This window comes from Novosphingobium sp. FG90 (assembly GCF_057808725.1).
This window is the reverse complement of record NZ_JBMDIO010000022.1, coordinates 1-22,623: the sequence shown is the minus strand read 5'-3', so window position 1 is coordinate 22,623 and position 22,623 is coordinate 1. Positions and strand designations below refer to the sequence as shown.

The window sequence follows — 22,623 nt, the reverse complement described above, 5'->3', positions numbered from 1 at the left end:
AAAGCTGGAAAGTATCATATCCAATTCATCGCCGGAGCGTATCGCCGTCCCGAATCAAGTCCGGGATAACGTATGGCTCAGGTAATCACGTCCGGAGCCGTGCGCACGGTATGCGCGACGATCCCGGCGATTTCTTCGGCGGCGGCGATCTGGTGCTCCAGCATCGCCGAAGTCTCCGCATCGAGGTTACCGAAGCGCGGCTCGTAGCGCTCGAGGTACAGACGCAAGGTCGCGCCCTGCGTACCGGTGCCCGAAAGGCGGAAGACGATGCGGCTGCCGTCCTCGAACAGCACCCGGATGCCCTGGTTGGCGCTGACCGAGCCATCCACCGGATCGGTATAGGAAAAGCTGTCCGCATGGCTGACGGTCAACGGCCCGAACACCTTGCCCGGCAGAGTGCCGAGCTGCGCCTTGAGGCCATCCATCAGCGCATTGGCGCCTTCTGTGGCGATACCCTCGAAGTCGTGCCGCGCGTAATAGTTGCGGCCGTAGCGCGCCCAGTGCTCCCGCGCGAGGTCGTCGACACTGATCCCGCGCACCGCGAGGATGTTGAGCCAGAGCAGCACCGCCCAGAGCCCGTCCTTCTCACGCACATGGTCGGAGCCGGTGCCCGCGCTCTCCTCGCCGCAGATGGTGACCTTGCCCGCATCGAGCAGGTTGCCGAAGAACTTCCACCCGGTAGGCGTCTCGAACACCGGCACGCCCAGCCCTTCGGCGACGCGGTCGGCCGCGCCGCTGGTCGGCATGGAGCGGGCGATTCCCGCCAGCCGCCCGCGATAGGCTGGCGCGATCTCGATATTGGCGGCCAGCATCGCCAGCGAATCCGACGGCGTGATGAAGCGCCCCCGCCCGATGATGAGGTTGCGATCCCCGTCCCCGTCCGACGCCGCGCCGATGTCCGGCGCATCCTCGGACATCATGAGATCGTAGAGTTCCTTCGCATGGATCAGGTTGGGATCGGGATGGTGCCCGCCGAAATCCTCCAGCGGTACGCCGTTGACCACCGTGCCTGCAGCGAAGCCGAGGCGGCGTTCGAGAATCTCGACCGCGTAAGGGCCGGTGACCGCGCTCATCGAATCCATGCGCATGGTGAAGCCCGATGCGACGACCTTGCGGATCGCGTCGAAGTCGAACAGTTCCTCCATGAGGTCGGCGTAATCCGCGACGGGGTCAATCACCTCGACGGTCATGCCCGCCACCTGCACTTCGCCGATGGCGTCGAGACCGATGTCAGGCGTCTCCACCGTGAGCCAGCGGTCGATCGTCTTCGTGCGATCCAGCACCGCGCCGGTGACGTTCTCGGGCGCGGGGCCGCCGTTGGCGATGTTGTACTTGATGCCGAAGTCTTCGTCCGGCCCGCCCGGGTTGTGGCTGGCCGAAAGCACCAGACCGCCGCTCGCCCCGTACTTGCGGATGACGTGACTGGCCGCCGGGGTCGACAGGATTCCGCCCTGCCCCACCAGCACACGGGCATAGCCGTTGGCGGCGGCCATGCGGATCGCCTGCTGGATCACGGTGCGGTTGTGGAAGCGCCCGTCGCCGCCGATCACCAGCACTGCGTCCGGTTCCCGCTCCACCACATCGAATACCGACTGGATGAAGTTCTCGGCATAGCCCGGTTGCTGGAACACCTTCACCTTCTTGCGCAGGCCGGAAGTACCGGGTGCCTGTCCTTCAAAAGGTGTGGTCGGGACTGTGACGATCTGGGTCAAGGAAAGCGTCTCCAAATGGGTATACTGCAGGCATGTGCGTAATAGGCGACACTTTCGTGTCATGGCGCGCATTGTCAAATGATAGCTCGACCAATGCGGCAACCGCCGCAGGGTTGCAGACGTTCCGAGTTCGTTAACGATCTACTATGTAGATGTGCGAGGATCGAACCCCCGACTTTGCGCCGAGGACGTCGGCGCGCCGCATGAGTACTTGCCGGATGCATGCCCAGAACGCCTTGGCCGACGAACCCGCCCGCCTCGCCGCCCTGCAACGCCTCGCGATTCTCGACACACCGCGCGAGGCGGCTTTCGACGATGTCGTGAACCTCGTGCGCACGGTGCTCGGCGTGCCGATTTCGGCCGTCACGCTCATCGACAAGGACCGTCAGTGGTTCAAGGCGATCGAGGGTATCGACGCGAGCGAGACGCCGCGCAGCGAATCGTTCTGCGCCTACGCCATCCAGCAACACGCGCCGCTGCTCATTCCAGACGCCACGCAGGACCCCCGCGTCGCCGACTATCCGGCCGTTATCCAGGATCCCCACGTCAGGGCCTATGCGGGTGTGCCTCTCGTGACTTCCGATGGCTACAATGTCGGCGCCTTGTGCGCGGTCGACACCAAGACCCGCGAATTCACCGATAGCGAGATCGACATCCTGCGCAACTTCGCGCGCATCGTCGTCAACGAGATGGAACTGCGCCGCATTGCCGAGCGCGACCAGTTGACCGGCGCACTCACCCGGCGCGGCTTCATCGAGAAGGTCAACCAGGAGATCGCACGCTGCCACCGCTATGGCCGGGCCGCCTCGCTGGTGCTGATCGACGTCGATCACTTCAAGTCCGTCAACGACACATGGGGCCATCCAGCAGGCGACGCGGTCCTGCGAGAACTGGCTGCGACGCTGGGCGCTGCCGGCCGCTCCGCCGACGTGCTCGGCCGTCTCGGCGGCGAGGAGTTCGCGATGCTGCTGCCTGAAACCGGCGTGCCCGATGCGCTCGCCGCTGCCGAGCGCTTCCGCGCCGCGATAGAGGCGCGGCCCATCGTCGTCGCGCCGACCCGCACGATCGCCGTGACCGCCAGCTTCGGCATCGCAATGCTCGACAGCGCGATCACTGTCGCCGAGGAATGGATCGCGCGCGCCGACGGCCCGCTCTACGAGGCCAAGCGTGGCGGCCGTAACCGCTGCGCCGTGGCCTGATACCTCAGGACGCTTCGCAAGCCTTGCCCGGGCGAGCGTAGCGCGGATCGGCACCCACCGCAGTATCGGTCAGGGCGTTGAGGAAGGTCTCCACCTCTGCCGTTTCCGCAGGTGACAATGCAGTCCCATGGCGGGCGATCGCTTCTGCGATGGTATCGGCGCTGCCGTCGTGCAGATAAGGCGCGGTCAGGGCCACGTTGCGCAGGGACGGTGTACGGAACCGGCCGCGATCCTCCTGCCGCCCGGTGGCGCGGGCGAGGCCGAAGTCGCCGTTGGCCGGGTCTGTCGGCCCACCCGGAAGGCGATGAAACGCCAGGTCGGTGAACTCCCGCCCGGCATGGCACCCGGCGCACTCACGCCCGAACAGCGCCTCGCCTCGCACGGTGGCCGCATCCAGCGGGGAACCGCCCGCCGCCGCACGATCCCAGGCTGTCTCATGACTGACGATAGTGCGCTGGAAGGCTGCCAGCGCGGCGGAAACCGAAATGAAGTCGATCCGCCCGCGCGTCACCGGGAACGCCGCCCTGAACAGCTTGCGATAACAGGGATTCGTCGAAAGCCGGCGCACCAGTTCCGCCTCCTGCCCCTTCATGCCCATCTCGACCGGGTCTTCGCCGGCGATCGGCACCATTGCCTGCTGCTCCAGCGTGGTCAGGGAAGCATTGCCCCATGTCAGTGGCGAGAAGCTCCCCACATTCACCAGCGAAGGCACGTTGCGCAGCCCCGGCTCGCCGTGAGCGCCGGGATGCGCCCGCACGCCATCGGCGAAAGCGTGTCGCGGATCGTGGCAGGTCGCGCAGGACAGTGTGCCGTTGATCGAGAGATCGCCGTCATGGAACAGCCGCCGACCGAGCGCGACTTGCGCGTCGAGGCTGCTCCCGGCGTCACGGGCCACCCCGACCCCGGTCGCGAGAACGAGGCTCGACAGCAGCAGTGCCCAGCCGCCCGATCGGCTCATCGAACGGGTGCGACCATCACTGTCAACGCCTGCTCTCCATTGGCCGCGATCTGCAGCAGGTGGCGGCCCGCCGGAAGGTCGTACTCGACCATCTTGGCAATCCCTGAGCAATCCGGCCCGTGGCCATGCGCGACCGAGGGGACCGCCTTGCCATCGACGATCACATCGACCCACGAACGTCCGCTCTGCGCCACGCGATAGCGTCCCGCCGTCACGACATCGAATGCGAACAGACCGCCAAAGCTCACCGAACCGCCGGGCTTTCCGGGCTCTATCGCGTAAGCCACCTTCGGCGTCGGGACGAGCGCGGTATCGGCCGCAACACCCTGCTCCAGCAGCGCCCTGGATGCTGCGCTGGCCTTGATCGCGGCCTTCACCGGACGATGCGCCGCGCTCCAGCCCGCCAGATCGGCCGGAACGCCCACGGGTGCCGTGCAGATCGCCTGATCATGCCCGCTCATCGGCTCGGCCGCCTGCGCCGAACCGATCGTTGCCATCACGAGCATAATTGCACTCAGGGTTCGTCTCATGCTCATCGCTCCGTGCCTGATCTATGTTTCTATGAATATATTTATGTACTGCCGAGCATAATTATGTACGGCGGGATACAGATTCGCTCCAAGCGCGAATCCACAGAAGGTTCAAGGGGGATAATATGAAGTATGCGATCACCGCAGCGCTTGCTGCGTCGCTGGTCTGTGCGACCGTGCCTGCATTCGCTGCGGACGACACCAATAGCGCGTTCGGGCTCGGCCAGATCGTCGTCACCGCGCCGCGCAGCGAGAACGGCGACATCACCGCGTCCACCGTCAACGCCGAGGCGATCTACGACTTCTCGCGCGATACCCTGGATGAAGCGGTCAAGCTGATCCCCGGCGTCACTTCCGGCCTTTCCGGAAATTCGCGCAACGAACGGCTGATCTACGTGCGCGGCTTCGACCGCTATCAGGTGCCGCTGTCGATCGACGGTATCCGCGTCTACCTGCCCGCCGACGGGCGGCTCGACTATGGCCGCTTCCTGACCCCCGACGTCGCCGAGATTCAGGTCGCCAAGGGCTATGTCTCGGTGCTCAACGGCCCCGGTGCGATGGGCGGCGCAGTTAACCTCGTCACCCGCAAGCCGCAGAAGGAACTGGACGCGGAAGCACGCTTCAGCCTGAACCTCGACAACGACGCGGACTATGCGGGCTACACCGGCTTCGTTTCGCTCGGCACGCGGCATGACAAGTGGTACGCGCAGGCCAGCTACGCGCGCAACTTCACCGATCACTGGGACCTCTCGAACAAGTTCAACGCCGCCCGCAACGAGGACGGCGGCGAACGCGACCTGTCGCGCTCCGAGGACTGGCGCGTGAACGCCAAGCTGGGCTTCACTCCCAACCTGACTGACGAATACGCGATCAGCTTCACCCGCCAGGAGGGCGAGAAGCTGGCGCCCACCCACGTCTCCGACAGCACCGGGCTGCGGTACTGGACCTGGCCCTACTGGAACCTGCAGAACGTCTATTTCCTATCGACCACGGCGCTGGGAGAGATCGCGACGCTGCGCACGCGGGCCTATTACAACACTTTCAAGAACAGCCTCGACAGCTTCGATAACGCCAATCTGAACACCCAGACGCGCGGCAGTTCGTTCAACAGCGCCTACAGCGATCGTGCCTACGGCGGCTCTGCCCAACTGGACCTCAACCCCAGCGATGCCGAGCGACTGAGCGTCTCGTTTCACTACCGCAACGACCGCCACCGCGAGATCCAGCAGAGCTTCCCTTCGGGCACCTGGGAGCCGTGGCAGACCACGATCGAGGAAACCTACAGCGCCGCGATCGAGAACGGCTACAAGCTGACGCCGCAGCTGGAACTGGTAGTCGGCGCCAGCTACGACTGGCGCGATCTGCGCCGGGCCGAGGACTATACTTCGGGAGCCTTCGTCTATTACGACTTGCGCAACGGCGATGCTTGGAATGCGCAAGGGCAACTGCTCTGGACGCCCGACGAGGCGACCACGATGCACCTCTCGGTCTCGTCACGCGCACGCTTCCCGACCATCTTCGAACGTTTCAGCACCCGCTTCGGCGGCGCCACCTCCAATCCCGACCTCAAGGCCGAGCGTGCCACCCAAGTCGAAATGGGCGGCGCTCGCCAGTTCGGTCCGCTGCGCATCGAAGCCTCGGCCTGGTACGCCAAGGTGGACGATGCGATCGTCTCGTTCCCGTTCGTCTACCAGGGCCAGTCCACCGCGCAGAGCCGCAACGTCGGATCGGGTGACTATTACGGCGCCGAGGTTTCGGCGACCGCGCAGATCGCGGAAACACTCCGGGTCGGCGCCAACTACGGCTGGGTGCATCGCAAGCTGGACGATCCGACGCTTTCCAAGATCGCCTCGTTCCACATTACCGGCGTTCCCGAGCACTCGGGCTTCGTCTGGGCCGAGTGGTCGCCGATCCCGACGCTGCGCATCCTGCCCAGCATCGATGTCGCCTCGAAGCGATGGACGGTCAACACCGCGGGAACCCGGTACTACCAGACCGGCGACTATGCGCTAGCGAACCTGCGCGTGGACTTCGACGTGACCGACTGGGTGACCCTTGGCCTCGGCGGCCGCAACCTGTTCGACGAGAACTACACCACGGTCGACGGCTATCCCGAACAGGGCCGCACGCTGTTCGTCAGCCTGCGCCTGAAGAACTAGAATACCCCCATCATCCTCATGCTGGCGACTGCGTTGCCGGCGACGATGCAATGATCGTCGAGCCGTATCTCCAACGGTTCGACGACTTGCCTGAACATGGCGGTCGCGGCGATGTCGTCACCGCTGGGTCGCGCCGCTCCGGATGGATGGTTGTGCGCCAGCACGATGCGCCGGGCATCGAGGTCGAAGGCACGTCGCACCGTGCGACGCAGCGGGATCAGGCACTCGGCCCGCCTGCCACCTGCATAGAGGTCCTCGGCGATGTAGATGCCTTCTCCGTTCAGATAGAAGACCAGCACGCACTCCTCGCGCCGACAACCGAGCCGATCGACTAGGTAACGCCTGAACTCGGGCGATCCGGTGTGCAGTGGCAGGCCGAGCATGGCCTCCCGGGACGCGGCTTCGGCAAGGCGACGCGCCGCGATGATCGCCCCGGGGAGCCAGGCGCTGGCTGCATGGTCATCGCCCAGGGCATGACGCAGCGCTTCCAGCGATGCGGAATAGATGGTGCGCAGCGAACCGAAACGCTCGATCAGGCGCCGGGCAATGCCTTCTGCGGCGTCTCCGGCATAGGGAACAAGGAGCGCCGCCAGGATGGATACCTGCCCAGCCTCCTGCGCCGCGACATGTGACACGCCACGCCCAGCAGCATCGCCACGAACTGAATGTAGGACGGTGTCACGGCCATGGCGTCGTAAGCGAAGGTGTTGATCTCCTCCAGCGCCAGCCGATAGAAATGGCCGAACATCGCTATGATCTGCGCACCCGCTATCCATAGCGGATAGATCCTGTTCGCATGGAGCGCGACCACGTACATGCATGCCATGGCCAGCACATCGATGCACAGGTGGCCGACATTGGCGTGTCGCCAGATGATCGAACCGCCGAGCGCAAGGTGGTGCAGCTTGTCGATCGCCCCCATGCCGAAGAGCACCCCTGACAGGATGCACTCCGGCGCAGGCATCCTGCGCGCCAGGCAGTAGAGGAAAAGCAGCGCATAGACGGCAAGCTGGATCTTGTCCTTGTGGAACCACAGGATTTCCAGCCAGGAATGCTCAGGCATGACACCTCCGCATTCCTGCCCGGAAGATCTTGCATGTCAGGCCCTGCGCAGCAGGGGCTCGGCCGCGAGGAAGCCACTTTCGTTGGGACAGGTGCCCTCGTCGTCCGTTATCGCCTTCACTTCGCGGCCGATGCCGCGCAGTTCGTGATGGACGCGGATCATGTCGTTCTGGCTTTCGATCAGCGTGCGCTGGGCCTTGGCAAGGCGCATCAGGGCGGTCTGGCCGGTAAAGGTCTCCACTCCGTCCGCCTGACGGGCGAGCAGCATCGATTCCATCAGGCGCGCCGAAGCAAGCAGTGCGGAATCGAGAGAAAGTTCGGCCTCGGGAAGCTGACGGGCGATCCGGGCGGTAGCGGCGGCAATGGTCATCGACATGGCAATATTCCCCCTGACGCAGGGCCGGCTCGGCGGCTGCGCCACAAACACTGTTTCGGGGATGCTGGAACAAGGCCGTTGCGATCAGATCAGATCGGCCAGCGCACGGACTACGCCAAGACCCACCATCGCCACCAGCAGCATGCCTCCGGCAATGGCGACCATGGCGGCTGTCCGGCTTAGCCCGGCATTTGCACCATCGAGCACCTCCGGGACGACCTGGCCGTAAGCCTCGCGCTGCCAGGGAGCCGTGACCGTGTACGTCATGGCATCCGAAAGAGCGAGGCTGACCGCCTGTTCGTCCTGAGCCCTGACTGGGGCATCGGGCATGACTTCCGGAACCTGAGGAATCTTATCTGGTATCGGATTACAGGTTAGGTCCTGTTCGAGCAGGTACTGCCTGTAGGAACGCGCAAGTTCCGCGCGCGGCGGCGAACCGGCACGGATACGTACACCTTCGATCCGCTGGTTCACGGCGCTTTCGGAAATGCCGAGTTCCCAGGCGATTTCCTTGCTGGTGCGATTCTCGGATACAAAGCGCAGCACTTCATGCTGCTTGGGGGTCAGACCGGGAAAGACATGCTGAAGCCCTGCGCCCTGCGCGCGATTCGCTCCATGATCGTTGAAATTCCTGTCTGCCATACTCTGCCAGCGACCCATCCGGCTCTGCTTCAAAATTACACAATGACGTTACGCAGCTGCAATCATAAACAGTGTTAGTCAAAAATTTACCATTAGAAACATCGATTTCCGATGTGACGATGCGAAAAGGCCCGGCAACCTCAAGTCGGGCTGCCGGGCCTTTGCATATTATCCGTCAGGTAAACCTTATTCCTCGCCCATCCGCAGCGCGGCAATGAAGGCTTCCTGCGGAATCTGGACATTGCCGTATTCGCGCATGCGCTTCTTGCCCTCTTTCTGCTTTTCGAGGAGCTTCTTCTTGCGGGTGATGTCGCCGCCATAGCACTTGGCGGTCACGTCCTTGCGCATGGCGGAGATGGTTTCGCGCGCGATGACCTTGGCCCCGATCGCGGCCTGGATCGGAATCTTGAACATGTGACGCGGGATCAGGTCCTTGAGACGCTCTACCAGCGCACGTCCGCGCGGCTCGGCCTGCCCACGATGAACGATCATCGACAGCGCATCGACCGGCTCGTTGTTCACGAGGATGTTCATCATCACCAGATCGCCCTCCTGAAGGCCGATCTGCTCATAGTCGAAGCTGGCATAGCCGCGGCTGATGGACTTCAGGCGGTCGTAGAAGTCGAACACCACTTCGTTGAGCGGCAGTTCATACGTCACCTGGGCGCGACCACCCACGTAGGTCAGGTCCTTCTGAATACCGCGACGGTCCTGGCACAGCTTCAGGATCGACCCGAGATACTCGTCCGGTGTGTAGATCACCGCCTTGATCCAGGGCTCCTCCATAAAGTCGATCTTCACGGGGTCCGGCATGTCGGCGGGGTTGTGCAGTTCCTTCACCGTGCCGTCGGTCATCGTCAGGCGATAGACCACCGAAGGTGCCGTGGTGATGAGATCAAGGTCATATTCCCGGCTCAGGCGCTCCTGGATGATCTCCAGATGCAGCAGACCGAGGAAACCGCAGCGGAAACCGAAGCCCAGCGCCGCGCTCGATTCCATCTCGAAGCTGAACGAGGCGTCGTTGAGGCGCAGTTTGCCGATCGATTCGCGCAGCTTCTCGAAGTCGTTGGCGTCGACCGGGAACAGGCCGCAGAAGACGACCGGCTGCACTTCCTTGTAGCCCGGCAGCGCCTCGGTGGCGCCCTGCTTTACGGTGGTGATGGTGTCACCGACCTTGGCCTGCTCCACTTCCTTGATCTGCGCGGTGATGAAGCCGATCTCGCCGGGGCCAAGTTCGGGCAGGTCGATGCGCTTGGGCGTGAAGCAGCCGACGCGGTCTACAAGGTGGTCGGTGCCGCCCTGCATGAACTTGACCGGGAGACCCTTCTTGATGACGCCGTCGATGACGCGCACCAGAATGACGACGCCAAGATAGGGGTCATACCACGAATCGACCAGCATCGCCTTCAGCGGCTTGTCGCGCTCGCCCTTGGGCGGCGGGATTTTCTTGACCACGGCTTCAAGCACTTCGGCAATGCCGATGCCCGACTTGGCGCTGGCCATGACCGCTTCGGAAGCGTCGATGCCGATCACTTCCTCGATCTCGTTGCGCACCTTTTCCGGTTCGGCGGCGGGCAGGTCGATCTTGTTGATGACGGGCACGATCTCGTGGTCGTGCTCGATCGACTGGTAGACATTCGCCAGCGTCTGCGCTTCCACGCCCTGCGCCGCGTCCACCACCAGCAGCGCGCCTTCGCAGGCGGCCAGGCTGCGGCTGACTTCGTAGGCGAAGTCGACGTGGCCCGGCGTGTCCATGAGGTTCAGTTCATAGGTCAGGCCATCGGACGCGGTGTAGTTCAGGCGCACGGTCTGCGCCTTGATGGTGATGCCGCGTTCCTTCTCGATATCCATGTTGTCGAGAACCTGGGCGCTCATCTCGCGCTCGGTCAGGCCGCCGGTGGTCTGGATCAGACGGTCGGCGAGAGTCGACTTGCCATGGTCGATATGGGCAATGATGCTGAAGTTACGGATCTGCGAGAGTTCGGTCATGGAAGCGCCGTTAGAGCATTTTACGGCCCTGTGAAATCACCTGAACACGCGAAATCACCTGACGACCGGGAAAATGCGAAAAAGTGACCCCCGCGTCATGCCGTGCGGCGCAGCGGGGCGGTCTCCGCCTTCTCCCGCCTTGGCCGGACCGGCGTGAACAGCACCGCACCGTTGCCGTCGAGTTCCAGCGGCTGCCCGAACTCAAGACCCATGCGGTCTTCCTTGCACCATCGCGCAATCGCCATGACGACGTATCCTTCCGACAAGTGCACGCCGAATTTCGTCCCCACCGGGACGTTCCACAGGCCTTCGATCATTGCGCCGCGCTGCGAGATGTTGCGGATCGTACCTTCGTAGCTGTGCGGCCCGTGCTCCAGCACGACCTTGCGCAGCATCGTCTGGCGCGCCGCTCGGGCAGAGCGCGGCCCCTTGGCCACTGCGACGAGCCCCTCGGACAGTTGCGGCAGAACGGCTTTCGCGTTGAGCGGCCGCTCGTAGATATAGCCCTGCACATGGCTGCAGCCAAGCATGCGGACCAGGTCAAGTTCGTCCAGCGTCTCCACGCCCTCGGCCGTCGTCTCCATGCCGAGCGCCTCGGCAAGATTGACGATCGAGGAGATGATCGCCCCGTTGCGACTTCCCTGAATGGTGGCGCCGCGCACGAAGCTCTGGTCGATCTTGATCTTGTCGAACGGCGCCTTCTTCAGATAGCCGAGCGAAGAGTAACCCGTTCCGAAATCGTCCAGCGCCAGCCTGACGCCGAGGTTCTTGAGCGCCGAGAACATGGACTCGGTAGTACGGTCGTCACCCAGAAAGACGCTTTCGGTAATCTCCAGCTCCAGCCGTCCCGGCGTGACGCCGGCAGCGGCGATGGCGCTGGTGACGATCGCCGGCAGCGCCGGGTTGGCGAACTGCAGGGGCGAGACGTTTACCGCCACGCGCACTTCTTCGGGCCACGTAGCAAGGTCGGAGCAAGCGGTGCGCAAGGCCCACTCGCCGATCTGGGCGACAAGGCCGGTTTCCTCGGCCACCGGCACGAACTTGGCAGGGGAGATATAACCGTGGACCGGGTGATTCCAGCGCAAGAGCGCCTCGAACCCGGTGATCTTCTCGCTCGTGGTGCGCACTTGCGGCTGATAATGCAGCTCCAGCGACCCGCTGGCGATGGCATCGCGCAAATCCTGCTCGAGCTGCTGGCGCTCCTTCGCGTCGGAATGCAGGTCCTCGTCGTAGAAGTGGTGCCGCCCGCGCCCGCCGCCCTTAGCCGCGTAGAGCGCAAGGTCGGCGTTGCGGATCAGCGCATCCGACGTCATGCCGTCGTCCGGACACAGCGCGATGCCTACGGAGGCGCCGATCGTCACCCGCGCCCCCTCGATGGTATAGGGTTGCGACAGGTTCTCGATGATGCGCCGCGCCAGATGCGCCAGGCCTTCGCGGTTCTGCGCGCCGTGGAGGATGACCTGGAACTCGTCACCGCCGAGGCGACCCACGCGGCCGCGATCGCCCACGGTGCTGCTCAGGCGCTCGGCCACTTGCTTCAGCAGGGCATCGCCCGCGGGGTGGCCCATGGTGTCATTGACCTGCTTGAACCGGTCGAGGTCGAGCAGGAACACCGCGCAGGCGCGTGTCTCGATGCGCGGGCTGGTGAGAATCTTCTCCAGCCACTCCGACATCTGGAAACGGTTCGCCAGCTTGGTCAGCGAATCGAAGCGGGCCAGCTGCGTGACGTGCTGCTGCGACCGGCGCTTCTCGGTCAGGTCCGTGCCCGAACCGCGAAAGCCCATGAAATTGTTGAACTGATCGAGCACCGGACGGCCGGAAATCGACCACCAGCGCTCGTCCTTCTCGCCGGTCGCGGCACGCACTCCGAGATCCTGAAACGACGAGCGCGTGTTGAGGTGGAACACCAGTGTGCGTTCACCCTGCTGACCGGCCGCTTCCAGCATGAACATGCCGGTGAAGGGCTTGCCCTCCAGTTCGCCGACGGTGCTTCCCAGCAGCGAGGCGATGCTCTGGGTCACGTAAGTGATCTTGCCCTGCCGGTCGGTTTCCCAGAACCAGCCCTGCCCGGTCTGTTCGTATTCGTGTAGCAATTGCTCGGCGCGGCGCTGTTCCCTTTCACGTTCGGCATGGCGATGCGACTGCGATGATGCCGTGCGCGCCTGGCGAATCGTCATCAGCACGCCAAGCACCGCGCCTACCGTAAGCAGGGTGAACGAAGCCATCGAACCGTCGTGCAGCGAACCCCCGCCCCAAAGCCCGATCGTCGCGCCGATGATCGAGGTCAGGCGGTTCTCCAGCAGCGCCGTCGCCATCAGCACGACGATGACGAAGATGTTGACCGTCACTTCCCAGCCGAGATGGGGGTGCAGGTTCGTCCAGCGCGCCGCCCCAAAGCCGAACAGCATCATCGGCAGCAGGATCGCGACGAACAGCAGGGGGTAGCGTTGCCATCCGTTGTGCACGATGCGACGCTCGATGCGCGCATAAAGCGAGGCCGGCAGGCAAAGCGCCATGCCGACAGCCATGCACGAGGCCGCGACCATATCCGGCAGCGTGCCCGAAATCAGGCTCATGAGAATCGCTGCGACAAGCAGCGTCGGCCCCATCAGCACCCAGCGACGACAGGTAAAGTAGTGGAGGCAGTCGCCCGCATCAGGCCGACCTCCCCACCGGGCGAAACTGGCGAAGGCCGAAGGAGAAGCGGCAACCGCCATACCTTCCGGATCATCCTTCGCGACTTGTGCCGAGGGTACGAGCCCTCGCCCGGCGCCCGAATGCGCCGCCTGTCGTTCACCACGCAGACCCGGTTTCTTCATGCCTGCAACCATGCCCTTATCGCCATTGCGAAACCGTTAAGCGCGGCCACTGCAAATCGAGCGCGCAACGATCCGAAATCCGAAGCATTTCACTTGATACCGCTTCGCCGCCGTGCTTGCTTCCCTGTAACCGGCCGGCAACGAAGTCGGCCATGAACGGGAGACATAGCCATGCGGCATATCGCCATCGTCGGAACTGGCCCGGCGGGCTACTACACCGCCGAAGCCGCGCTCAAGCAGTGGGGGGACGAGGTTCGCGTCGACATATTCGACACCCTGCCCGTACCCTTCGGCCTGATCCGCACAGGCGTCGCGCCCGACCATCAATCCATCAAGGCCGTAGCTCGCCGCTATGAGAATACGGCGCTTACCCGCAACGTCCGTTTCGTCGGCAACGTGATGCTCGGCCGCGACGTTACGGTGGCGGAACTGCAGGAGCTTTACGACGCCGTCGTGCTGGCCACCGGCGCCCCGCATGACCGCAAGCTCGGCCTTCCAGGCGAGCAGTTGCCCGGCGTCTTCGGGTCCGCCGCCTTCGTCGGCTGGTACAATGGCCATCCCCAGTTCACCGGACTCGATCCGCAGCTGAGCCACGATACCGCCGTCATCGTCGGCAACGGCAATGTCGCCCTCGACGTGGCCCGCATCCTGGCCAAGTCGGAAGCGGAGTTCTCGGGGTCGGACATCGTCGCCCACGCGCTCGCCTCGCTGCGGAAATCGGCTGTGCGGCGCATCGTCATCCTCGGTCGCCGCGGACCGCACCAGATCGCCATGACCCCAAAGGAACTGGGTGAGCTGGCCAAGCTGGAGCGCGCCCACCCGGTCGTCGATGCCTCGGACCTCCCGCCTGTCGAGGCGGATGCAGGCCTCGAAACCGGCCTGCGCAAGTCGCTCGGCCTTCTGCGCACTTTTGCAACCAACGAAAATCCCCGCCCTGAGGACGTCACGGTCGAGTTCGACTTCTTCGCCGCGCCGAAGGCGATCCTCGGCGACACCCACGTCGAAGGCGTGGAAGTCGAGCGTACCCGGCTGGAGAACGGCAAGGCAATCGGCACGGGAGAGACCTACCGCATCCCGGCGGGTATCGTCGTAGCGTGCATCGGCTACCAGACCTCGCCGATTCCCGATGTGCCCTATGATGAGCAAGGCGGCCGCTTCGCCAACGTCGAGGGCCGCATCGCGCCGGGCCTCTACTGCGTAGGGTGGGCGAGGCGCGGACCAACCGGGACGATCGGCACCAACCGTCCGGACGGCTTTGCCATCATCGAGAAGATCGCCGTCGACATGGCCGGCGATTCGGGCAAGCCGGGCCGCCCGGGCTTCGACGCTCTCGCGGAAAAGCGAGGTATCCAGGTCGTGAAGTTCACCGACTGGCAGAAAATCGACGAAGCCGAAGTCGCTGCTGCCCGCGATGGCGCCCCGCGTGAGAAGTTCGTCGAGGTGGAGAAGATGATCGAAGCGACCGGAAGGGTCTGAACTCTCTGTGCCGCAAGCAAAAAGGGCCGGAGCTTTCGCCCCGGCCCTTTTTGTTGTTCAGCCTGCCCGAAAGGTCAGATGAGCCTCGGGTCAGACGCGCATCGGCATCAGCACGTAGAGCGCGGGGCTCTTTTCATCCTGACGGATCAGCGTCGGTGCGGCGGCGTCGGCAAGGTGCAGTTCCACCGTGTCGCCGTCGATCTGGCCAAGGATATCCTTGAGATAGTTAGCGTTGAAGCCGATCTCGAAGCCTTCCGCGCTATACTGCGCGGGTACTTCCTCAGCCGCGGTGCCGTTGTCCGGCGAGGTCACCGAAAGCGTTACGCGGTCGGTATCAAGCGCCATCTTCACCGCGCGGGTCTTCTCGGTGGCGATAGTCGCCACGCGGTCGACGCCCTGGAAGAAGCTCTTGGGATCGACCTTGAGCAGCTTGTCGTTGCCGGTCGGGATGACCCGGGTATAGTCCGGGAACGTACCGTCGATCAGCTTGCTGGTCAGCACGACGCCGTGCTCGCCGCCCAGCGTGAAACGGATCTTGCTGGCCGACAGGTCGACGAGGACGTTGGTGTCCAGCGCCTCTTCGAGCAGCTTGCGCAGTTCGCCTACGCATTTGCGCGGCACGATCACGTCGGGCATGCCTTCCGAACCATCGGGACGTGCGATGGTGAAGCGCGCCAGACGGTGACCGTCGGTGGCAGCAGCCTTCAGTTCCTCATCGCTGACGTGCAGGAAGATGCCGTTGAGGTAGTAGCGCGTCTCTTCGGTGGAAATCGCGAAGCGGGTGCGGTCAATCAGCTGCGCCAGCGTGGCAGCCGGGATCTCGAAGCTGGTGGGCAGTTCGCCCTCCGCGATCATCGGGAAGTCGTCGCGCGGCAGCGTCGGCAGCTGGAAGCGGCTGCGACCGGCCTTCACGACCATGCGGTTGTCCGCCGAATCGAGGCTGACCTGGCTGCCTTCTGGCAGCTTGCGCGCGATGTCGAACAGCAGGTGCGCCGAAACCGTGATCGCACCGGCCTGCTCCACCGTGACGGCGCCAAGCGTCTCGACCACCTGGAGGTCGAGGTCGGTCGCCATGATCTTGAGCGCGCCGCCTGCGGCCGCCTCGATCAGCACGTTGGACAGGATCGGAATGGTATTGCGGCGCTCGACGACCGACTGCACGTGGGAAAGGCAGCGCAGCAGCGTGGAACGTTCGATAGTGGCCTTCATGACAGCCTCAAGTCCCCCTTGGTCGGGCACGGGATACGGAGATCCCTCAAATTCGGACGACTATCTCTAACGGGAGTCAGGGGCGCGGCAAGCTGGAAGTGGCAGAAATACGGCGAATCTGGGGATAAATCGGGGGTTTGCGGTACGAAGCGCCTCAACCTCGTCCGATTCCTCCCAGTCACCCTGAACTTGCTTCAGGGTCCATCGGGCAGTCGGCGCCGGAACACCGGGCACCATCCCTCCCTCACAACCTGCGCCCCACTACACCGGGCCATAGGCGCAGTGGCCCTTGAAACAAGTGCAGGGCGACGGAGCATGACGGTGGGGAAGTTTCACTGCCCCACCGTCATATCAAATCACACCATCACCATACCGCCGTTGACGTGCAGCGTCTGGCCGGTGACGTATCCCGCTTCCTTGCTGGCAAGGTAAACAGCCGCGGCGGCGATCTCGTCACCCTCGCCCATGCGGCCGATTGGGATGCGAGCATTGAGCGCGTCCTTCTGGGCATCAGGCAGCACGTCCGTCATCGGCGTGCGGATGAAGCCGGGGGCGATGCAGTTCACCGTTACGCCGCGACTGGCGAGTTCCTGCGCGAGGCTCTTGGACATCGCGGTGATGCCGCCCTTGGCCGCGCAGTAGTTCATCTGGCCAGGATTGCCGGTGGTCCCGACCACCGAAGTCACATTGATGATGCGGCCGAAGCGCGCCTTCATCATCGGCTTGGTGGCCGCGCGCATCAGGCGGAAGGTCGATTCGAGGTTGATGCGGATCACCTGATCCCACTCCTCGTCCTTCATCCGCATGGCGAGGTTGTCGCGCGTGATGCCGGCGTTGTTGACGAGGATGTCGATCTTGCCCAGCGATTCGAGCGCGGCGGGCACCAGCTTCTCGACCTGCTCGGCATCGCCAAGGTTGCAGGCGATGGACACGTGATCGACTTCCTGCAGGTGCTGCGGGGTGTGCTCGTCGAGTTCGTCGCGGAAGGCGCGCAGCTTGTCGGCATTCGAGCCCGAGATCGCGAGGCGCGCACCCTGCGCTGCCAGAGCGCGGGCCACGGCCGAACCGATCCCGCCGCTCGCGCCGGTCACCAGGGCAGTCATTCCGTTGAGGTTGAACATGGGAAACTCCTAGATCGCCATCCCGGCGATGCTTCATCAGACGGCGCACGGCCCCGGGTCAAGCCCGAGGCCGTGCGGAAAATCAGAGGCTCTTGGCCAGTTCCTCGATCTCGGCCATCGAGATCGCGGCGACCACATCCACTTCGCCTGCCGAGCGCTTGATCATCGGGCCGACGACCTTGCCGCCGATCTCGACGAAGCGCTCCACACCCGCCGCGTGCATCGCGATCGCGCTCTCGCGCCAGCGGACGCGGCCGGTGACCTGCTCGACCAGCAGGCGCTGGACTTCGGCCGGGTCCGTCACAACCGAAGCCGTCACGTTGGCGAACAGAGCAACGCGCAGCACGCCCGGAGGAGTCGCGGCCAGCGCCTCGGCCATGGCGTCGGCGGCGGGCTGCATCAGCGGGCAGTGGAACGGGGCCGAGACCGGCAGCGCGATGCCGCGCTTGATACCGTGGTCCTTGACCAGCGCGATGGCGCGCTCGATCGCTTCCCTGTGGCCCGAGATCACGACCTGCGTGGGGTCGTTGTCGTTGGCGACGGTGCAGACCTGACCTTCCGCCGCCGCTTCGGCAAGCGCGGTGGCCTTCTCGATGTCGGCGCCCAGCAGCGCGGCCATGGCGCCCACGCCGACCGGCACGGCAGCCTGCATCGACTGGCCGCGCAGCTTCAGCAGGCGCGCGGTGTCGGCAAGGCTGAAGGCCCCTGCGGCGCAGAGCGCGGTGTACTCACCCAGCGAGTGACCGGCGACGAAATCCGCCTTGTCGGCGAGGCTGATGCCACCTTCCTTCTCCAGCACTCGCAGCACCGCGATGGCGTTCGCCATAATCGCAGGCTGAGCGTTCTCGGTGAGGGTGAGCTGGTCCTCGGGGCCTTCGCTCATGATGCGGAACAGGTTCTGACCGAGCGCGTCGTCGACCTCCTGGAAGACCTCGCGCGCGACGGCGCTTGCCTGTGCGAGTTCGGCGCCCATGCCGACCTTCTGGCTACCCTGTCCGGGGAAAACGAATGCACGCATCTGCGACCGCTCCTTGGCTTGCACGGCGGGCGGGAAGCCTCTCGCCGATTGCGAATCGATTGTGGCGCGGCGGGTTATTGACCTTGGCCGCTCAGGGCAAGCCCTGAGACACGCGCGTCACCCGAAAGCGATGTCCTGGGTGACACCTTTCGAGAAGTCGCCCGCCTTGCGCCGGACGTATTCGTAGAACCCCTTGAGGTTGTCGGTCGGCTCGTACAGTTCGAGCATATGGCCGTAAGCCGCTATCGTATCGACGAAAACATAGCGGAATCCGTCGGTCATCCGCGCGTCGAGCGCCAGCGTAGCCCCTCGCCCGGTGAAGTTGGTGACGGCTGCATCCAGATTATCGACGAACAGGGCGACGTGATGCAGGCCCTCCCTCCCCGAGCCTTCCGGATAGAGGTCATGAAAGGCCGAAGGGCCGGGATTGTTCTGCTGGCAGAACTCGATCATCACTTCGCCCCACTGGCCGTAGGCGCTGGAGTGATCGAGTTCGCGCTCCACCCCGCGATGGACGGCGCGGGTCAGCGCGATATGGTCAGCCACGTAGTAAGGCCCGGAGCCGAAGGCCGCGGAATGTGCCTGCGCGGCGGCACGCACATCCGGCACGAAGTAGGCGATCTGGCGGATCGGCAAGGGCGCCATCAGTCTCTCCCGTTCTGTTTGAGCCGGAGAGTGGCGTCTTCGTCAGCCGAAGGGAACTATCTTATTTGCGGCATCGTGACCGATGTCCGCCACGCCGAGGAAAGCGATCGCGTGGCGTTCGCACCAGTAGCGCGCGATCTGCTCGGCATCGGTGCCGAAGGGGCGGTCGTTCTCCGGCACGTCGCTGACGCGGCCTAGGCGCAAGCCCGCGATACCGCCGAGATGCGCCGTTGCATGGAAGAACAGGCGGTCGACGGCGTAGAGATACTCGGAGACTTCCTCCACCATGACCACGTGGTTGGCGAGTCCCGGCATCAGCCGCGTGCCGCCGAGCATGGCCAGCGTCATCAGGTTGAAGGCGGCGACAGCGTGGCGCTCGCCGCCAAGCGAGGGTTCGAGGCCCTGCCTGTCACCCGTGAGGTAGGCGAGCGCACGGCGCACCGCATCGGCGCCACCTTCGCGACGAATGTCCGCCAGCATCGGGCCGTGGACCGGCCTGCCGATCCTCTCCCGGTAGAGCCCGCCCAGCAGATAGCCCGCGTCCGAGTAGCCGAGGTAGGTCTTACCAACTGCGGCATGGTTCATCTGCGCCAGCGCGCTTTCCGCGATCCGGCAGGCGCCGTAGCCGCCGCGTGCGAACCACACGGCATCGACGGATGGATCGTTGGCGCACTCCAGCAAAGCACCGAGGCGTTGTTCGTCAGTTCCGGCGAAGTGGCCCTCTTGCACGAAGCACTGTTCGTGAACGACGAGTTCCACGCCGGGGAACTCGTTAGCGGCGAGCGCGCGGACGGCCTCGACATCCTCGTGAGTGATCGGGGTGGACGGTGCGCAGACGGCGATACGTGTCATGCGCCCATTCCTATCGAGGTTGTCACGGCGGGCAAGGCCGCATACGGCTTGGCGACCATGACCGACGCGCCCACGCCCTCTGCCGACCTCACCACCCACCCCTGGTTCTTCTGCGGCATCGGCGGCTCCGGCATGCTGCCGCTGGCGCTGATCCTCAAGGGCCACGGCGCGAGCATCGGCGGCTCCGACCGCAGCCGCGACCAGGGCAGGACGCCCGAGAAGTTCGCCTGGCTCGAATCGCTGGGCTTCGACCTTTTCCCGCAGGATGGCAGCGGGGTGACTTCGGCGCAGCAGACGCTGGTGGCCTCGGCGGCGGTGGAGGACACCGTGCCGGAAGTGGTGCGCGCAACCGAACTCGGCTGCCCCCACATGAGCCGGGCACAGCTGCTGGCGACGCTGTTCAACGCGGCTCCTTTTGGTGTGGCGATCGGCGGCACTTCGGGCAAGTCCACCGTCACCGGGATGACCGGCTGGATCATGACCGCCGCGGGCCGCGATCCGACGATCATGAACGGTGCGGTGATGAAGAACTTCGCCTCGTCCGACGCTCCCTTCGCCAGCGCCCGCGTCGGACAGGGCGATGCCTTCGTGTCAGAGGTGGACGAAAGCGACGGCTCGATCGCGCTCTATCGCCCCAAGGTCGCGGTGCTGGGCAACGTCAGCCTCGACCACAAGAGCCTTGAGGAACTGCGCGAGTTGTTCGGCGATTTTCTCGCCCGCGCCGAGGTATCGGCGATCAACCTCGACGATAGGGAAACCGCCGCACTGGCGCACCGGGCGCAGGCGCTGGTGACATTCGGGATCACCGCGCCCGAGGCCCAGATCGCCGCGATCGACGTGGTGGAAGGACCGACCTCGCTGTCCGCCACGATCCTCGACCGACGCGACGGCACTGAACATGCACTGGCGCTCAAAGTGCCGGGGCGACACAATCTCTACAATGCGCTCGCCGCGATCGCCGCCGCCAATGCCGCAGGCGTATCGCTGGCCGAGGCGGTGACCGCGCTCGGCAGCTTCGTAGGGCTGGCACGGCGGTTCGACATTGTCGGCACCTCGCCCTCGGGCATAGCGGTGATCGACGACTTCGGGCACAACCCGGACAAGGTCTCGGCCACGCTCTCGACGCTCAAGGTGCATCCGGGCCGCGTCATCGCCTTTTTCCAGCCGCATGGCTACGGCCCCTTGCGACAGATGGGGGCCGAACTGGCCGAAGTCATCGCCCGCAAACTCGGGCCGGACGATGTGACCCTGCTGTGCGACCCGGTCTATTTCGGCGGCACCGTGGACCGTTCGGAGGGCTCGGAGCGGATCGTGAGGCTGATCGAAAGCCATGGCGGCAAGGCGGAGTACGTGCCCAGCCGCGCCGATTGTGGCAAGCGCATCGCCGAGATCGCCCGTCCCGGTGACCGCGTGGTCATCATGGGCGCGCGAGACGATACGCTGACGCCGTTCGCGAAGGATGTTCTGGCCCAGCTACCCTGACGTAGCGCGCTTCCCCATCCTTCGAAAAACTCAGGATGCGCGGGATTTGACGCTCAGCTCTCACCCCCGATCAGGCTGAGCCTGTCGAAGCCCCCACCCTTCAAACGCCGCCTCAGTGCCCCTTGCCGCGCGCCTTGGCGACGAGGTGAACGATCACCGCCACCACTGCGCCCAGAACCAGCCCGACCACGGCCGAAGCCAGCGCATACCCCAGCCAGCCGAACACCGGCCCCACCGGCCCGGTCGCCTCGGCCAGCGCGTGCTGGATGCCGTGTGCGACATGGGCAGGCCCCGGCACGCCCAGTTCCTCAAGTCCGTGGAGGATGATCCCGCCACCGACCCACAGCATCGCCACCGTACCCACGCTGCCGAGCAGCTTGAGCACCACCGGCATCGCCTTGAGCAGCCCGCGCCCCAGTGCCTGCGCGCTGGCGCCCGGCTTCTTCGTCAGGTGCAGGCCGACGTCGTCCATCTTCACGATCAGCGCCACCGCGCCGTAGACCGCGACCGTGATCGCAATGCCGACCAGCGCCAGCGTCACCGCACGGGCGATCAGCGTCTCGTCGCCAACTTCGGCCAGCGCGATCGCCATGATCTCGGCCGAGAGGATGAGGTCGGTGCGCACCGCGCCGGAAACGCGCGTCTTTTCGAAAGTCGCGGCGTCCTCGATCGGGTCTTCCAGCGTCTCGCCATGCTTCTCGCCGCCGAGCTTCTCCAGCACCTTCTCCGCGCCTTCGAAGGCCAGATAGAGACCGCCCGCCATCAGGATCGGCGTGATCGCGCCGGGAAGGAAGGCGCTCAGCAGCAGCGCGATCGGCAGCAGGATCACCAGCTTGTTGAACAACGAGCCCTTGGTGATCTTCCAGATGATCGGCAGTTCGCGATCGGGCGTGAAGCCGGTGACGTAGCCGGGCGTCACCGCCGCGTCGTCGATGACCACGCCGGCAGCCTTGGTCCCGGCCTTGGCCACCCCCGCCGCCACGTCGTCCACAGATGCGGCGGCGGCGCGGGCGATGACCGATACGTCGTCAAGCAGGGCGACAAGGCCGGAAGGCATTCTAATTCCTTTTGTTTGCAGGTGCGAAATAGCACGCAGCAATGCGGTCTAATCAGCCTGCGATCAAGCGAAAGCGAAACCGACTTAAAACTGCGCGGCTCCCGCCGTTCTTCTGGACATGTGAAGAGCGCTCCACTTCCGGGGCCGCTCGAAAGGCTTACCGGGGTTCAACACATGTCAGTCATCAACACCAACATCAGCGCGATCCGCGCTTCGAACGCTTCGAATTCGGCCAACAAGGCGCTGGGCACCGCGATGGAGCGCCTGTCGACCGGCAAGCGCATCAACTCGGCCAAGGACGACGCGGCGGGCCTCGC

Annotated in this window: 20 protein-coding genes; 5 read left to right on the top strand and 15 right to left on the bottom strand. The window is 64.7% G+C overall.

All coding sequences use genetic code 11. The features are described from left to right. Positions 1-77 precede the first annotated feature (77 nt). Complete coding sequence (locus ACODRZ_RS17710) at positions 78-1,712, bottom strand: alpha-D-glucose phosphate-specific phosphoglucomutase (RefSeq protein WP_488986219.1); 1,635 nt, start codon at positions 1,710-1,712, stop codon at positions 78-80. Positions 1,713-1,930: 218 nt separating this feature from the next. On the opposite strand from ACODRZ_RS17710, the gene ACODRZ_RS17705 reads away from it, so the two are divergent. After that, on the top strand, positions 1,931-2,911 hold the full coding sequence (locus tag ACODRZ_RS17705) for a sensor domain-containing diguanylate cyclase (protein WP_488972929.1): 981 nt from the start codon (positions 1,931-1,933) through the stop codon (positions 2,909-2,911). A 4-nt stretch (positions 2,912-2,915) separates the two neighbouring features. Here ACODRZ_RS17705 and ACODRZ_RS17700 read toward each other — a convergent pair whose 3' ends face one another. Next, positions 2,916-3,869 carry a cytochrome-c peroxidase gene (locus ACODRZ_RS17700; protein WP_488972927.1) on the bottom strand — a complete coding sequence of 318 codons (954 nt, stop codon included), beginning with the start codon at positions 3,867-3,869 and terminating at the stop codon, positions 2,916-2,918. Beyond that, positions 3,866-4,399: a hypothetical protein gene (locus ACODRZ_RS17695; RefSeq protein WP_488972926.1), complete on the bottom strand. Its 534-nt coding sequence runs from the start codon at positions 4,397-4,399 to the stop codon at positions 3,866-3,868. Before ACODRZ_RS17695 ends, ACODRZ_RS17700 begins: the two co-directional genes overlap by 4 nt. A 125-nt stretch (positions 4,400-4,524) precedes the next feature. Between ACODRZ_RS17695 and ACODRZ_RS17690 the strand changes: the two genes are divergently transcribed. Beyond that, a complete protein-coding gene (locus tag ACODRZ_RS17690; RefSeq protein WP_488972925.1) occupies positions 4,525-6,558 on the top strand; it encodes a TonB-dependent receptor plug domain-containing protein in 2,034 nt (677 codons plus the stop codon). Here the strand turns inward: ACODRZ_RS17690 and ACODRZ_RS17685 are convergent. The 6 genes from ACODRZ_RS17685 to ACODRZ_RS17660 form a co-directional block, all read right to left on the bottom strand. Further along, entirely contained in the window at positions 6,555-7,193 is a 639-nt protein-coding gene (locus ACODRZ_RS17685) for a JAB domain-containing protein (protein WP_488972924.1), read from the bottom strand. The genes ACODRZ_RS17690 and ACODRZ_RS17685 overlap by 4 nt on opposite strands. Beyond that, on the bottom strand, positions 7,091-7,621 hold the full coding sequence (locus ACODRZ_RS17680) for a hypothetical protein (protein WP_488972923.1): 531 nt from the start codon (positions 7,619-7,621) through the stop codon (positions 7,091-7,093). Before ACODRZ_RS17680 ends, ACODRZ_RS17685 begins: the two co-directional genes overlap by 103 nt. Before the next feature lie 36 nt (positions 7,622-7,657). After that, complete coding sequence (locus ACODRZ_RS17675; protein ID WP_488972922.1) at positions 7,658-7,996, bottom strand: hypothetical protein; 339 nt, start codon at positions 7,994-7,996, stop codon at positions 7,658-7,660. Positions 7,997-8,080: 84 nt separating this feature from the next. Further along, positions 8,081-8,656: a helix-turn-helix transcriptional regulator gene (locus ACODRZ_RS17670; RefSeq protein ID WP_488972921.1), complete on the bottom strand. Its 576-nt coding sequence runs from the start codon at positions 8,654-8,656 to the stop codon at positions 8,081-8,083. 168 nt (positions 8,657-8,824) lie between these two features. Then, a complete protein-coding gene (gene lepA / locus ACODRZ_RS17665) occupies positions 8,825-10,627 on the bottom strand; it encodes a translation elongation factor 4 (protein ID WP_488972920.1) in 1,803 nt (600 codons plus the stop codon). 95 nt (positions 10,628-10,722) lie between these two features. Then, entirely contained in the window at positions 10,723-13,446 is a 2,724-nt protein-coding gene (locus tag ACODRZ_RS17660; RefSeq protein ID WP_488972919.1) for an EAL domain-containing protein, read from the bottom strand. A gap of 171 nt (positions 13,447-13,617) precedes the next feature. Here ACODRZ_RS17660 and ACODRZ_RS17655 point away from each other — a divergent pair, with 171 nt between their 5' ends. Then, a complete protein-coding gene (locus ACODRZ_RS17655; protein ID WP_488972918.1) occupies positions 13,618-14,922 on the top strand; it encodes an FAD-dependent oxidoreductase in 1,305 nt (434 codons plus the stop codon). A gap of 90 nt (positions 14,923-15,012) precedes the next feature. On the opposite strand, the gene dnaN is transcribed toward ACODRZ_RS17655, so the two are convergent. From dnaN to ACODRZ_RS17630, 5 genes are all read right to left on the bottom strand, one after another. Then, on the bottom strand, positions 15,013-16,131 hold the full coding sequence (dnaN, locus tag ACODRZ_RS17650; protein ID WP_488972917.1) for a DNA polymerase III subunit beta: 1,119 nt from the start codon (positions 16,129-16,131) through the stop codon (positions 15,013-15,015). A 356-nt stretch (positions 16,132-16,487) separates the two neighbouring features. Continuing rightward, the gene (fabG, locus tag ACODRZ_RS17645; RefSeq protein WP_330701966.1) at positions 16,488-17,252 is read right to left on the bottom strand and encodes a 3-oxoacyl-[acyl-carrier-protein] reductase; all 765 of its coding nucleotides are present in this window, start codon (positions 17,250-17,252) and stop codon (positions 16,488-16,490) included. An 82-nt stretch (positions 17,253-17,334) separates the two neighbouring features. Continuing rightward, positions 17,335-18,270, bottom strand: coding sequence for an ACP S-malonyltransferase (fabD, locus tag ACODRZ_RS17640; protein WP_488972916.1), 936 nt, complete (start codon positions 18,268-18,270; stop codon positions 17,335-17,337). Positions 18,271-18,387: 117 nt separating this feature from the next. Then, positions 18,388-18,915 (bottom strand): VOC family protein, encoded by a 528-nt coding sequence (locus ACODRZ_RS17635; protein ID WP_488972915.1) that lies wholly within the window; start codon positions 18,913-18,915, stop codon positions 18,388-18,390. Between the two features lie 42 nt (positions 18,916-18,957). Next, positions 18,958-19,767, bottom strand: coding sequence for an LD-carboxypeptidase (locus tag ACODRZ_RS17630; RefSeq protein WP_488972914.1), 810 nt, complete (start codon positions 19,765-19,767; stop codon positions 18,958-18,960). Between the two features lie 57 nt (positions 19,768-19,824). On the opposite strand from ACODRZ_RS17630, the gene ACODRZ_RS17625 reads away from it, so the two are divergent. After that, positions 19,825-21,249 (top strand): glutamate ligase domain-containing protein, encoded by a 1,425-nt coding sequence (locus tag ACODRZ_RS17625; protein ID WP_488972913.1) that lies wholly within the window; start codon positions 19,825-19,827, stop codon positions 21,247-21,249. 112 nt (positions 21,250-21,361) lie between these two features. On the opposite strand, the gene ACODRZ_RS17620 is transcribed toward ACODRZ_RS17625, so the two are convergent. Further along, entirely contained in the window at positions 21,362-22,306 is a 945-nt protein-coding gene (locus tag ACODRZ_RS17620; protein ID WP_488972912.1) for a DUF808 domain-containing protein, read from the bottom strand. Positions 22,307-22,480: 174 nt separating this feature from the next. Here ACODRZ_RS17620 and ACODRZ_RS17615 point away from each other — a divergent pair. Then, positions 22,481-22,623 (top strand): flagellin N-terminal helical domain-containing protein (locus ACODRZ_RS17615; RefSeq protein ID WP_488972928.1); only part of this gene is annotated, 143 nt, incomplete at its 3' end.